Source organism: Sorangium sp. So ce834 (genome assembly GCF_051521425.1).
Classification (GTDB): Bacteria; Myxococcota_A; Polyangia; order Polyangiales; family Polyangiaceae; genus Sorangium; species Sorangium cellulosum_D.
Genome location: NZ_CP150351.1, coordinates 782,790 through 796,756 on the forward strand (window position 1 = coordinate 782,790; position 13,967 = coordinate 796,756).

The following is a 13,967-nucleotide window of genomic DNA, read 5'->3' on the forward strand; positions in this document are numbered from 1 at the left end:
GCGCAGAAGAGTTTGAAGGAGTCTTGCAATGGCTGAGATCACGCGCGAGCAGGTCGTCGATTACCTCTCCAACCTCCCTGTCATCCAGATCGCCGAGCTCATCAAGGACCTCGAGAACAAGTGGGGCGTCAAGGCCGCCCCGGCGGCCGTCGCGGTCGCGGCCGGCGGCGCTGCCGCCGGCGCCGCTCCGGCCGAGAAGCCGCCGGAGCAGACCGAGTTCGACGTCATCCTCGCCAACGCCGGCAGCAACAAGATCGGCGTGATCAAGGCGATCCGCGAGATCACGGGTCTGGGCCTGAAGGAGGCGAAGGACCTGGTCGAGGCCGCGCCGAAGACCGTCAAGGAGCAGGTTTCCAAGGCGGACGCGGAGGAGATGAAGAAGAAGCTCGTCGAGGCAGGTGCTACCGTCGAGCTCAAGTAACGATCACCGCTCCCTGCCAGGGGAAATCGGGATCCGCCGGAGGACGGCGGCAGGGCGATCGTCCCTGCCGCACGTCCCGCTTTTGTCTGAAGAAGGGGACCGCGCATGCGGGCCCTCGCGCAACGCTGAAGAGGGCCGCGGATACGGGTCCTCGGTCAATTCTGAAGAGGACCGCGGGTGCGGGTCCTCGACCAATGCCGGAGCTCAATGGGTCGCCACGCGGTCCGCTCTGCCCCCACAGCCAAGATGTTTTGGGTCCCCACATGCTGGGGACGCTCGCTCGCCATTGGTGCGTAGCTTCGTGTTCGTTGCTCGGTTCGAGCCGTGCGCCCGCCCCGCGCGGCTCGTGTGAGCCGGAGGAAATCGATGCCGTCGGTCGTCCAATCCAACTTCCGCGTCCGTAAGAACCTGGGTCGCGTTCGTCGCATCATCGACGTCCCCAACCTGATCGACATCCAGAAGTCGAGCTACGACAAGTTCCTCCAGATGACCGTTCCGCCGAACGAGCGGGAGGAAGTCGGGCTTCAGGCGGTGTTCCGCTCGGTCTTCCCGATCAAAGACTTCAACGGCACGAGCGAGCTCGTCTTCGTCTCGTACAACCTCGAGCCGCCGAAGTACGACGTCGATGAGTGTCGCCAGCGCGGCATGACCTACTCGGCCCCGATCAAGGTCACGAACCAGCTGATGATCTACGACACCCGCGACGGCGGGGAGCGGATCGTGCGCGACATCAAGGAGCAGGAGGTCTACTTCGGCGAGCTCCCGCTGATGACCGAGACGGGCACGTTCATCATCAACGGGACCGAGCGCGTCGTCGTTAGCCAGCTGCACCGCAGCCCCGGCGTCTTCTTCGACCACGACAAGGGCAAGACGCACTCGAGCGGCAAGCTGCTCTACTCCGCGCGCGTCATCCCCTACCGCGGCTCGTGGCTCGACTTCGAGTTCGACCCGAAGGACATCATCTACGTGCGCATCGATCGGCGGCGGAAGATGCACGCGACCGTGCTGCTGCGCGCGCTCGGGTACTCGACGCAGGACCTGCTCAACTACTTCTATTCGACCGAGACCGTGTACCTAGAGAAGGGGGGCAAGTACTCGAAGAGCATCGAGTACGATCTCCTGGCCGGCCAGCGGACGACGCGCGACATCAAGATCGGCAACGACGTCATCGTCAAGAAGAACACGAAGTTCACCCGCGCCGCCATCCGGAAGATGAAGGAGGCGAAGCTCGAGCGGCTCAGCCTCGAGCCGGAGGAGCTCGTCGGGAAGGTCGCGGCGCACGACATCGTCGACCCGGAGACGGGCGAGGTTGTGGTCGAGGTCAACGAGGAGCTCACCGAGGCGAAGCTCGAGCGGCTGCGCGACGCGAACATCGAGCAGTTCCGCATCCTCTTCATCGACGGCCTGAACGTGGGCTCGTACCTCCGCGACACGCTCCTCACCGACAAGGTGAAGACGATGGAGGACTCGATCCTCGAGATCTACCGCCGGCTGCGGCCGGGCGATCCGCCGACGCTCGAGACCGCGAAGACCCTGTTCCACAACCTGTTCTTCAACGCCGAGCGCTACGACCTGTCGAAGGTCGGCCGGCTGAAGCTGAACTACAAGTTCTACCGGGACGTCCCTGAGGACGAGCGGCCGGGGCTCGACCTCACCGTGCTCACGCCGCAGGACATCCTCGAGACGGTGCGCCACCTGATCGAGCTGAAGAACGGGCGCGGCTCGGTCGACGACATCGACCACCTCGGCAACCGCCGCGTCCGCGCGGTCGGCGAGCTGATGGAGAATCAGTATCGCATCGGCCTCGTCCGCATGGAGCGCGCGATCAAGGAGCGCATGAGCATGTCGCAGGAGATCGACACGCTCATGCCCCACGACCTGATCAACGCGAAGCCGGTCAGCGCGGTCGTGAAGGAGTACTTCGGGAGCTCGCAGCTCTCGCAGTTCATGGACCAGACCAACCCGCTCTCCGAGGTCACCCACAAGCGCCGCCTGTCGGCGCTCGGGCCGGGCGGCCTCACCCGCGAGCGGGCCGGGTTCGAGGTGCGCGACGTCCACGCGACCCATTACGGGCGCATCTGCCCGATCGAGACGCCGGAAGGGCCGAACATCGGCCTCATCGCCTCGCTGTCGACGTTCGCCCGCGTGAACGAGTTCGGCTTCGTCGAGACGCCGTACCGCAAGGTCGAGAACGGCCGCGTGACCGAGGACGTGATCTGGCTGTCCGCGCTCGAGGAAGAGGGCAAGTACATCGCGCAGGCGACCGTGAACCTCGACGAGAGCGGGCGCTTCAAGGAGTCGCTCGTCTCGGCCCGTTACAACGGCGAGTTCAAGATCGTCACGCCCGAGATGGTGGAGCTCATGGACGTCGCGCCGAACCAGATGGTGTCGGTCGCCGCCGCGCTCGTGCCCTTCCTCGAGCACGACGACGCGAACCGCGCGCTCATGGGCGCCAACATGCAGCGCCAGGCCGTGCCGCTCGTCCAGTCGCACGCGCCGCTCGTGGGCACCGGCATGGAGGAGCGGCTCGCCCGCGACTCCGGCGTCTGCGTGATCGCGCGGCGCCCCGGCGTCGTCGAGAGCGTCGACGCGACGCGCATCGTCGTCCGGGCCGAGGGCGAGGGCGCCGAGGTGCCCGACATCTACCACCTCATGAAGTTCCAGCGCTCGAACCAGTCGACCTGCTACACGCAGAAGCCGGTCGTCCGGACGGGCGAGGTGGTGAAGAAGGGCGACGTGCTCGCCGACGGCCCGTCGACGGACATGGGCGAGCTCGCGCTCGGCCAGAACGTGCTCGTCGCGTTCATGCCGTGGCAGGGCTACAACTTCGAGGACTCCATCCTCGTGTCCGAGCGCATCGCCAAGGACGACGTGTTCACCTCGATCCACATCGAGGAGTTCGAGTGCGTCGCCCGCGACACGAAGCTCGGCAAGGAGGAGATCACCCGCGACATCCCGAACGTCGGCGAGGAGGCGCTCAAGGACCTCGACGACTCCGGCATCGTCCGCATCGGGGCCGAGGTGCGCCCGGGCGACATCCTGGTCGGCAAGATCACCCCGAAGGGTGAGACCCAGCTCTCGCCCGAGGAGAAGCTGCTCCGGGCGATCTTCGGCGAGAAGGCCGGCGACGTGCGCGACAGCTCGCTCAAGGTGCCGCCCGGCGTCGGCGGGATCGTCATCAACGCCCGCGTGTTCTCGCGCAAGGGGACCGAGAAGGACGACCGCGCGCGGGACATCGAGGACCAGGAGCGGGCCCGGATCGAGCGGACGCGCGACGAGGAGATCAAGATCCTCCGCGACTCGTTCTTCCGCCGCATCCGCGAGCTCCTCCTCGGCAAGGAGACGACGGGCAAGCTCGTCGACGACAAGGGCAAGGTGCTCTTCCAGAAGGGCGCCATCATCGACGAGGCCTCGCTCGCCGAGATCCCCCGCAAGTACTGGGGCGAGATCCCGGTCGACGACGCCGAGCGGGTCCAGCAGATCCTGCGGGACCTCGAGGAGCTCGTCCGCACGCGCGAGGAGCACTTCCGGGACAAGATCGATCGCCTGTCCAAGGGCGACGAGCTGCCGCCGGGCGTCATCAAGATGGTGAAGGTCTATATCGCCATCAAGCGCAAGCTCCAGGTCGGCGACAAGATGGCGGGCCGCCACGGCAACAAGGGCGTCATCAGCCGCATCCTCCCCGAGGAGGACATGCCGTATCTGCAGGACGGCAGGCCGGTCGATCTCGTGCTCAACCCGCTCGGTGTGCCGAGCCGCATGAACGTCGGTCAGATCCTCGAGATCCACCTCGGGTGGGGCGCCTTCGAGCTCGGCAACCAGCTGCAGCGGATGCTCGAGCAGCAGCGGTCGGCCGCCGACATCAAGGAGCACCTCAAGGCCATCTACGCGGGCGACGAGTCGATGAGCGGCTTCTTCGACGACCTCGAGGACGCCGACGTCAAGCGCTTCGTCAAGACGGTCGACGAGGGCGTCTTCATGGGCTCTCCGGTGTTCGATGGCGCGCACGAGTCGGACATCAAGGGCGCCCTCGAGCTCGCGGGTCTCCCGCCCTCGGGCCAGGCGATCCTCTTCGACGGGCGCACGGGCGAGGCGTTCGATCAGAACGTCACGGTGGGCATCATGTACATGCTGAAGCTCCACCACCTCGTCGACGACAAGATCCACGCGCGCTCGATCGGGCCCTACTCGCTCGTCACGCAGCAGCCCCTCGGCGGCAAGGCGCAGTTCGGCGGGCAGCGGCTCGGCGAGATGGAGGTCTGGGCGATGGAGGCCTACGGCGCGGCCTACGCGCTGCAGGAGTTCCTCACCGTGAAGAGCGACGACGTGATGGGCCGCACCCGGATGTACGAGGCCATCGTGAAGGGGGATTACACCCTGGAGGCGGGGCTGCCGGAGAGCTTCAACGTGCTCATCAAGGAGCTCCAGTCGCTGTGCCTGAACGTCGAGCTGGTCGAGACGAGCGGGGGCGTGGAGGCCTCGGCCGCGGAGGAAGAGGAGTGATGCAGTTCGTCACGTCGCGAGCGCCGCGCGAACGGTCGGTGGTGACGGGAGAGGCGCGCCGCGCGGGCGGCGCGCCCCCGAAGTCCGACTCGGTGGGCGCGGGCAGGTTCATCGGTATCGTTTCCGTCTCCGGAGGTCTCCATGCGTGACATCTTCAGCTTCTTCGAGAAGCCCAAAGACCCGCTCTCGTTCAGCGCCATCCGCATCTCGCTCGCGAGCCCGGAGAAGATCCGCGAGTGGTCGCACGGCGAGGTGAAGAAGCCGGAGACCATCAACTACCGGACGTTCAAGCCGGAGCGCGATGGTCTGTTCTGCGCCAAGATCTTCGGGCCGGTGAAGGACTACGAGTGCAACTGCGGCAAGTACAAGCGCATGAAGCACCGTGGCATCGTGTGCGAGAAGTGCGGCGTCGAGGTCATCCAGTCGAAGGTCCGCCGCGAGCGGCTCGGGCACATCTCGCTGGCCACGCCGGTCGCCCACATCTGGTTCCTGAAGAGCCTGCCGTCGCGCATCGGCAACATGCTCGACATCACGCTCAAGGACCTGGAGAAGGTGCTCTATTGCGAGGCCTACATCGTCATCGATCCGAAGGAGACCGGCCTGATGAGGGGCGATCTCCTGAGCGAGGAGCGCTACCTGCAGCTGCTCGACGAGTACGGTGACGACAAGTTCAGCGCCGGCATGGGCGGCGAGGCGATCCTCGAGATGCTCAAGCAGGTCGACGTGCACGGCCTGGCCGAGCTGCTCCGGACGGAGATGCGCGCCGCGACCAGCGAGGCCAAGCGGAAGAAGCTCGCGAAGCGGCTCAAGGTCGTCGAGGCCTTCCGCGAGAGCGGCAATCGGCCGGAGTGGATGATGCTGACCGTGATCCCGGTGCTGCCGCCGGATCTGCGCCCGCTCGTCCCCCTGGACGGCGGCCGCTTCGCGACCAGCGATCTCAACGACCTCTACCGCCGCGTCATCAACCGCAACAACCGCCTGAAGCGGCTCCTCGAGCTGAACGCGCCGGAGATCATCATCCGGAACGAGCGCCGGATGCTGCAGGAGGCGGTCGACGCGCTGTTCGACAACGGCCGCCGCGGCAAGACGATCACCGGCCCGAACAAGCGCCCGCTCAAGTCGCTCTCCGACATGCTGAAGGGCAAGCAGGGCCGGTTCCGCCAGAACCTGCTCGGCAAGCGCGTCGACTACTCGGGCCGCTCGGTCATCGTCGTGGGCCCGACGCTGCGCCTGCACCAGTGCGGCCTGCCCAAGAAGATGGCGCTCGAGCTCTTCAAGCCGTTCATCTACAACAAGCTGGAAGAGCGCGGCTACGTCAACACCATCAAGAGCGCGAAGAAGATGGTGGAGAAGGAGCGGCCGGAGGTCTGGGACATCCTCGAGGAGGTCATCAGCGAGCACCCGGTGCTCCTGAACCGCGCCCCGACGCTCCACCGCCTCGGCATCCAGGCGTTCGAGCCGGTGCTCATCGAGGGCAAGGCGATCCAGCTGCACCCGCTCGTCTGCGCGGCGTTCAACGCCGACTTCGACGGCGACCAGATGGCGGTCCACGTGCCGCTGTCGGTCGAGGCGCAGATGGAGGCGCGCGTGCTCATGATGAGCACGAACAACATCCTCTCGCCCGCGAGCGGCAAGCCGATCATCAACCCGACGCAGGACATCGTGCTCGGGCTCTACTACGCCACCCGCGAGCGCAAGTTCGAGAAGGGGTCGTTCCGCGCGGACACCCTCTCCGTCGGCGAGGACGGCGTGGCGCAGGGCTACCTGCGGGGCATCTACGCCTCCCCCGAGGAGGTGCGGATGGCCTACGACAACGGCGAGGTCGCCCTGCACGCCGGCATCCGCGTCCGCGTGCCGGTCATCGACGACGACGGCAACCCGCAGCTCGACGAGTTCGGCCACGTGAAGCGCCGCATCGTCGAGACCACGGTCGGCCGCGTCCTCATCTCCGAGGTCCTCCCGAAGGGGGTCGCGTTCGAGTACGCGAACAAGACCCTCGACAAGAAGGCGCTCTCGGCGCTCATCGACGTCTGCTACCGCATCCACCGCAACAAGGAGACCGTCCTCCTCGCGGACCGGCTCCGCACGCTCGGCTTCGACCACGCGATGCGGGCGGGCATCTCCATCTGCATGGATCACATGGTGATCCCCCCGGCCAAGAAGATCCTGCTCGGCGAGGCGCAGAAGGAGGTCGAGCGCGTCGTCGAGCAGTACCAGGAGGGGCTCATCACCGACGGCGAGCGGTACAACAAGATCGTCGATATCTGGGCGAGCATCGCCGACCAGGTCACGACCGAGATGATGGGCGGCATCGGCAAGGAGACCGTCGTCGACCACGAGACGGGCAAGGAGTCGGTCGAGCCGAGCTTCAACCCCATCTACATCATGGCCGACTCCGGCGCGCGCGGCTCCACGCAGCAGATCCGGCAGCTGGCCGCGATGCGCGGCCTGATGGCCAAGCCGTCCGGCGAGATCATCGAGACGCCGATCACCGCGAACTTCCGCGAGGGTCTCAGCGTGCTCCAGTACTTCATCTCGACGCACGGCGCCCGCAAGGGCCTCGCGGACACCGCGCTCAAGACGGCGAACTCGGGTTACCTCACCCGCCGGCTCGTCGACGTGGCCCAGGACGCGGTCATCTCCGAGTTCGACTGCGGCACGCTCGACGGCATCCGCGTGGCGAAGCTCGAGGAGGCCGGCGAGGTCATCCAGCCGCTCGGCGACCGCATCCTCGGCCGCGTCGCGCTGGAGGACGTGGTCGACCCGCTCACCGGCGAGGTGCTCATCACGGCGAACACCGAGCTCGACGAGCAGGCGGTGCGGTCCATCGAGGACGCCGGCATCGAGGAGGTCGTCATCCGCTCGGTGCTCACGTGCCAGCTCCGCCGCGGGGTGTGCGCGCTCTGCTACGGCCGCGACCTCGCGCGCGGCTACCGGGTCAACATCGGCGAGGCGGTGGGCATCATCGCCGCCCAGTCGATCGGCGAGCCGGGCACGCAGCTCACGATGCGCACCTTCCACATCGGCGGCACCGCGGCGCGCGGCAAGATCGAGGCGAGCTACCTCGAGGCCCGCACCGAGGGCACCGTCCGCCTCCGCCGCGCGGTCGTCCAGAAGAAGAAGGACGGCACCATGGTGGTCATGAACCGCCACGGCGAGATCGTGGTCGTCGACGAGACGGGGCGCGAGCGCGAGCACAACCGCCTCGTCTACGGCGCCATCCTCAAGAAGGCCGACGGCGAGCGCACCAAGCCCGGCGAGCTGCTCGCCGAGTGGGACCAGTTCGCGACGCCGATCCTCACCGAGGTCTCCGGCGTGGTGAAGTTCGGCGACCTCATCGAGGGCGTCAGCGTGCAGGATCGCCTCGACGAGGTGACGGGCCTCTCGCGGAAGGTCGTCATCGAGTCGAAGGCGGCCGACGTCCGCCCGCGCATCTCGCTGAAGGACCCCGAGTCCGGCAGGACGCTGAAGCTCCCGAACAGCGAGCTCGAGGCGCGCTACCTGCTCCCCGTCGGCGCGCACATCGTCGCGCAGGAGGGGGATCTCATCGAGGCCGGCGAGGTCATCGCGAAGATCCCGCGCGACACGACGAAGGTGCAGGACATCACCGGCGGTCTGCCCCGCGTCGCCGAGCTGTTCGAGGCCCGAAAGCCCAAGGATCACGCCATCATCAGCGAGATCGACGGCGAGGTCACGTTCGGCAAGGACACGAAGGGCAAGCGGAAGGTCATCATCACGCCGTACTCGCCGGACGGGCATGCGCTCGGCGATCAGGCGCGCGAGTACCTGATCCCCAAGGGCAAGCACATCCAGGTGCAGCCGGGCGACCGGGTGCGCGCGGGTGATCCGCTCCAGGACGGCCCGCCGAACCCGCACGACATCCTCCGGGTGAAGGGCGAGAAGGAGCTGTCGGCCTGGCTCGTGAACGAGATCCAGCAGGTCTACCGGCTCCAGGGCGTCGGCATCAACGACAAGCACATCGAGGTCATCGTCCGGCAGATGCTCCGGCGGGTCCGCGTGCGTGAGGTCGGCGATACGAACTTCCTGGTCGACGAGCAGGTGGAGAAGCACATCTTCGAGAAGGAGAACGAGAACGTCATCGAGCGCGGCGGCAAGCCCGCCATCGCCGAGGCGCTCCTCCTCGGCATCACCAAGGCCAGCCTGTCGACCGAGTCGTTCATCAGCGCCTCGTCGTTCCAGGAGACGACCAAGGTGCTCACCGAGGCCGCGATCAACGGCAAGACGGACGATCTCCGCGGTCTGAAGGAGAACGTCATCATGGGTCGCCTGATCCCGGCAGGGACGGGTCTGCCCGCCTACAAGCGCCTCCAGGTCGTGGTCGAGGGCGAGCCGGTGGTGCAGGCGCCGTACGTCGCCCCGCGGCCGCGCCCCGAGGAGACGGCGCCGCTCACGGCGGTGAACGAGGAGTGACGGCCACCGGCGCGCCCAGGGCGGGGCCCACCCCCGCCTCCGGGCGCGCCGGCCGGACTCCGGGCGCGCCGCCCGGCACCCCAGTCACCGGGCGCGCCGCCCCGGGGGCCGCTTTCCTCTCCCAGCTCTGAGCTTGCCGGCCTGGCGAACCGCGCCGGACGTGGCGTGAGCGCCTACCCGGGGTCAGTCTTCATCTCCACGTAGCAGCGCATCGGGTCGAGCGGGACCTCGGGGGCCAACCGGCGCTGGCCGGGATGCTCACGGGGCTCGCGCACCGCTCCGAGCTCTGCTCTCATCCATCGAGCGCACCCCATGGCTCATACGCCGCGAGCGGCTGGCCAGCTTTCCCCGCGTGCTTTCGTTCCGCGAGGGTTCTTGGGCGCGCGCCTACCTCCAATTTCTGAGTAGAATCAGGGTTTCGATGGCTTCCGTTCAAGGATTGAACCAGCGGATTGCCGATCGCCTCGTCCTCGAGGGGCGCATCACCCCGGACGACCATCGTCGCGCGGTGGAGTACGCGATGCGGACCCGCGGCCGCATCGAGGACGCCATCATCGAGCTCGATATCGTCAACGAGGCCGAGCTCCTGAAGTTCATCGCGACCGTCCACAACACCCGCTTCGTCTCGACCGAGAAGCTCTCGAAGGCGATCATCGAGCCCCGCGTGCTCGCCAAGGTCTCGGCGATCACCGCGACGTTGCACGGCGTCTTTCCGGTCCTGCTCGACGAGCGGAACACGACGCTCTCCGTCGCGACCGCGGATCCCGACAACGACGCCGCGCTGCACGAGATCCGGCTGGCCGCGGGCGTGCGGGATGTACGCGCCATCGTCGCCCGGCCGGCGGCGGTGCGCGCGGCCATCGCCTACCATTACCGGGGCGACACGACCGCCTTCAATTCGCTGCTGCGGCCGGTCAGCTCGTTCGACGAGATCCTCTACAACAACAACAGCAATCCGTTCGAGCGTACGTCGATGACGTACGAGCGCGCGTCGATCCCCGATCGCACGTCGATGACGCACGTGCCGGCAGCGCATCCGCAGCCGATGCACGGGCAGGCGACGATGCACGGCCAGCCGGCGCACGCGCCGCCCGCGCACCCGCAGGCGACGATGCACGGGCAGGCGACGATGCACGGCCAGCCGATGCACGGGCAGACGACGATGCACGGGCAGGCGACGATGCACGGGCAGCCGGCGCACGCGCAGCCGATGCACGGCCAGCCGGCGCACGCGACGCCGGCGCTAGCGCCCATCCCTGCGCCGCTCGTCGCGACGCCGCAGCCTCCGGCGGTGATGCGGGGGCCCGCCGCGCCCTCCGCGCCGCCGCGCGTGGCCCCGGCTGGCCCCCCGCCCACGCCGGTGCCGCCCTCGCCGCCGCCTCAGCTGCAGGTCGCCCCGGTCTCCGCGCCGATCGCGGCGGCCCCGCCGCCGCCGCCCGACCCGACCACGAGCCACGCGTACGTCGAGACGCTGAACGTCCTCGTGAGCCTGCTCGAGAACGCGCGGCAGGACCTCCGGGGCCACTCCTCCACGGTCGCGCGCATCGTCCGCAAGCTCTGCGAGCGCATCGGCCTGCCGCCGACGACGGTCGCGAGCTACGTGGCCTCGGCGTACCTGCACGACCTCGGCAAGAACGGCCCGTACCACCTCACCGCGCTCAACGTGGCCGAGTACGAGGGGCACCGGCTCGCCGCGACGAAGAGCGTCGACCTCCCGGCGCACCTCATGGAGTCGGTGGGGCTGCCGCAGGAGGTCGTCTCGGCGATCAGCCTGATGTACGAGCGCTACGACGGCAGCGGCTTCCCCGACGGCCTGTCCGGCAAGGAGATCCCGCTCGGCGCGCGCATCCTCGCGGTCGCGGACACCTACGCCGACCTCACCCAGAACCCGCGCAACCCGTACCGCAAGGCGCTCCGCCCGCCCGAGGCGTGCGACGTGCTCGCCCAGTACCGCGGCACCATCTTCGATCCGAACATCGTCGACCTCTTCCGCCAGGTCATGACCGGCGACGACATGCGCGCGAAGCTCCTCTCCGACCGGCACCAGGCGCTCATCGTCGACCCGGATCCCGAGGAGACGACGGTGCTCGAGCTGCGGCTCCTCGAGCAGGGGTTCGAGGTCTCGATCGCGCGCAACGTGGCGCAGGCGCGGCGCGAGCTCGAGACGAAGGACATCGAGGTGGTCGTCAGCGAGATCGATCTCGAGGAGCCCGACGCCGGCCTCGCGCTCCGCGCCGACGCGCTGAAGCTCGGCTTCGGCCGCGACAAGACGTGGGTCATCCTCACCGCGAAGACCGACCGGCAGACCGCCCAGCGCGCCTTCGATCTCGGCGTCGACGACTTCGTCTCGAAGCCGGCGTCGACCGACGTCATGGCCGCCAAGCTCCGCCAGCTCATCGAGCGGCGCTCCTCGACCGCCGCCCCGCGCGGCGTGTCCGGCTCGCTCGCCGAGATGGGCCTGCCGGACATGATCCAGATCCTCTGGCACGGCCGGAAGACGTGCGCGCTCAAGATCCAGGCGAACTCCATGGCCGGCGAGATCCACTTCGCCGACGGGCAGGTCGTCCACGCGCTCTGGGCCGGCGCGCAGGGCGAGGACGCGTTCTACCGGATGCTCACGCTCCGCGAGGGCGACTTCCGCCTCGACCCGACCTTCTCCCCCAGCACGCGCAGCATCACCGCCTCGCCCGAGGCGCTGCTCCTCGAAGGGATGCGCCGCCTCGACGAGGGCACGCTGTCGTAGGCGCGCCGCGCGGGAGGCCGGGTTGAAGAGCTCCGTCTGCATCGAGACCCCGCGGCTGCGCGTCCACCTCCCGCCCCTCGACTTCGCCGGCCGCTACCTCGCCTATTTCGAGCGCAACCGCGAGCACCTCGCCCGGTGGGATCCGCCGCGCCCCGAGGGCTTCTACACCGAGGCGTTCTGGCGCGAGCGCATCCTCCGCGATCACGACGACTTCGCCGCCGATCGGGCGCTCCGGCTCGCGCTGCAGTGGCGCGGCGCCCCCGACGGCGAGGTGATCGGGGTCTGCAACTTCACCCAGTTCGTGCGCGGCGCCTTCCAGGCCGCGACGCTCGGGTACTCGCTCGACCAGCGCGCCGTGGGCGCGGGCGTGATGTTCGAGGCGCTCGAGGCGGCGATCGCGTACGTGTTCGACGCGCTCGGCTTCCACCGGGTGATGGCGAACTACCTGCCGCACAACGAGCGCAGCGGCCGGCTGCTCCGGCGCCTCGGCTTCGTCGTCGAGGGGTACGCCCGCGATTACCTGTTCATCGACGGCGCCTGGCGCGACCACGTCCTGACGGCGCTGACGAACCCGAGGTCCGCGCCGCCGGGCGCGTCGCGAGCGCCGGCAGCGGCGCTCCCCGCCGGCGGCGCCGGGCACCGCCGCGGATGAGCGGGCCGGCGCAAGAGCGGGCGCGCCGCGCCCGCGCCCGCCGCGGCTGCCGAGGTGGATAAGTATCCAGGACGATTGCGGATTGTGACCAGGTAGGCCGCGGCCGGCGCGCGCCGCGTCTTGCCCGGACGCGGGCGCGGCCCTAGCCTCCCTGGAGGCGTGGACCGCAGGTGCGGCCGCGACCCGGAGGAACATGTACGGTCCGCAAGGCAATGGTGGGGGCGGCGCGCGCAGGCCAGCGCAGCGCTCGACGAAGGTCACGGTCCCCGAGATCCGCGCCCGCAAAGGGGTCTCGCCGATCGCGATGGTGACGGCCTACGACTTCACGATAGCGCGGCTGCTCGACGAGGGCGGCGCCGATCTGCTGCTCGTCGGCGACTCGCTCGGGATGGTCGTGCAAGGGCACGCGACGACGCTCCCCGTGACGGTCGAGGAGATCTGTTATCACGGGCGCGCGGTGGCGCGCGGCGCGCGGCGCGCCCACGTCGTGGGCGACATGCCGTTCATGAGCTTCCAGCTCTCTCCGATGCACGCGCTCGAGAACGCCGGGCGGATGATGAAGGAGGGCAGCTTCGAGAGCATCAAGCTCGAGGGGGGCGCCGAGATCGCGGAGCACGTGCGCCGGATCGTCGCCGCGGGCATCCCGGTGATGGGCCACCTCGGGCTCACGCCGCAGTCGGTGCACGCGATGGGCGGCTTCAAGGTGCAGGGCAAGGGCGACGAGGCGGCCGAGCGCCTCATCGCCGACGCACGCATCCTCGACGAGGCGGGCGCCTACGCGATCGTGCTCGAGGCCATCCCGCCGGATCTCGCGCAGGAGGTGACGGCGGCGGTCTCCGTGCCGACGATCGGCATCGGCGCGGGGGCCGGCTGCGACGGGCAGGTGCTCGTCTGCTACGACCTGCTCGGGATGTACCGCGAGCTGACGCCGAAGTTCGCGAAGCGCTTCGCCGAGGTCGGCGATCAGATCGTGGAGGCGACGCGCGCCTACGTGGACGAGGTGCAGTCGCGCACGTTCCCGGCCGCAGAGCACAGCTTCAAGCCGAACGGGCCCCGCCGAGCGGCCGTCCTGCCCGCCGCGCCGGCCAAGCCCGAGTTCGCGCCGGCGGACGAGATCCCCCCGCACTGGCAGACGCACTGAGCGCGGCGGCGCGGCGGCGCGGCGTTGCGGCGTTGCGGCGTTGCGGCGTTCGACGAGCGCCGGCCGCGCCGCTCGC

General features: G+C 68.8%; 7 protein-coding genes. All 7 read left to right on the top strand.

Features of this window, described 5'->3' with window-relative positions:
• Positions 1-28: 28 nt before the first annotated feature.
• The 7 genes from rplL to panB all read left to right on the top strand — a co-directional run bounded on the left by rplL (position 29) and on the right by panB (position 13,891).
• A complete protein-coding gene (rplL, locus tag WMF20_RS02965) occupies positions 29-421 on the top strand; it encodes a 50S ribosomal protein L7/L12 (RefSeq protein WP_129572918.1) in 393 nt (130 codons plus the stop codon).
• Positions 422-787: 366 nt separating this feature from the next.
• Complete coding sequence (gene rpoB, locus WMF20_RS02970) at positions 788-4,924, top strand: DNA-directed RNA polymerase subunit beta (protein ID WP_437610502.1); 4,137 nt, start codon at positions 788-790, stop codon at positions 4,922-4,924.
• Complete coding sequence (locus tag WMF20_RS02975; protein ID WP_437610504.1) at positions 4,924-5,073, top strand: hypothetical protein; 150 nt, start codon at positions 4,924-4,926, stop codon at positions 5,071-5,073. Before rpoB ends, WMF20_RS02975 begins: the two co-directional genes overlap by 1 nt.
• Positions 5,066-9,355, top strand: a complete 4,290-nt coding sequence (gene rpoC / locus WMF20_RS02980; protein ID WP_129572920.1) for a DNA-directed RNA polymerase subunit beta' — start codon at positions 5,066-5,068, stop codon at positions 9,353-9,355. The genes WMF20_RS02975 and rpoC overlap by 8 nt, the downstream gene beginning before the upstream one ends.
• 421 nt (positions 9,356-9,776) lie before the next feature.
• The gene (locus tag WMF20_RS02985; RefSeq protein ID WP_272827724.1) at positions 9,777-12,098 is read left to right on the top strand and encodes an HD domain-containing phosphohydrolase; all 2,322 of its coding nucleotides are present in this window, start codon (positions 9,777-9,779) and stop codon (positions 12,096-12,098) included.
• 22 nt (positions 12,099-12,120) lie between these two features.
• On the top strand, positions 12,121-12,750 hold the full coding sequence (locus tag WMF20_RS02990; protein ID WP_129572921.1) for a GNAT family N-acetyltransferase: 630 nt from the start codon (positions 12,121-12,123) through the stop codon (positions 12,748-12,750).
• 193 nt (positions 12,751-12,943) lie between these two features.
• Positions 12,944-13,891 carry a 3-methyl-2-oxobutanoate hydroxymethyltransferase gene (gene panB / locus WMF20_RS02995; protein ID WP_437610507.1) on the top strand — a complete coding sequence of 316 codons (948 nt, stop codon included), beginning with the start codon at positions 12,944-12,946 and terminating at the stop codon, positions 13,889-13,891.
• Positions 13,892-13,967: the final 76 nt, after the last annotated feature.

Excerpts from the sequence above, each read along its gene's own strand:
- panB (WP_437610507.1), top strand. The coding sequence starts at position 12,944 with ATGTACGGTCCGCAAGGCAATGGTGGGGGCGGCGCGCGCAGGCCAGCG.
- WMF20_RS02985 (WP_272827724.1), top strand. The coding sequence starts at position 9,777 with ATGGCTTCCGTTCAAGGATTGAACCAGCGGATTGCCGATCGCCTCGTC.
- rplL (WP_129572918.1), top strand. The coding sequence starts at position 29 with ATGGCTGAGATCACGCGCGAGCAGGTCGTCGATTACCTCTCCAACCTC.
- rpoC (WP_129572920.1), top strand. The coding sequence starts at position 5,066 with ATGCGTGACATCTTCAGCTTCTTCGAGAAGCCCAAAGACCCGCTCTCG.
- rpoB (WP_437610502.1), top strand. The coding sequence starts at position 788 with ATGCCGTCGGTCGTCCAATCCAACTTCCGCGTCCGTAAGAACCTGGGT.
- WMF20_RS02975 (WP_437610504.1), top strand. The coding sequence starts at position 4,924 with ATGCAGTTCGTCACGTCGCGAGCGCCGCGCGAACGGTCGGTGGTGACG.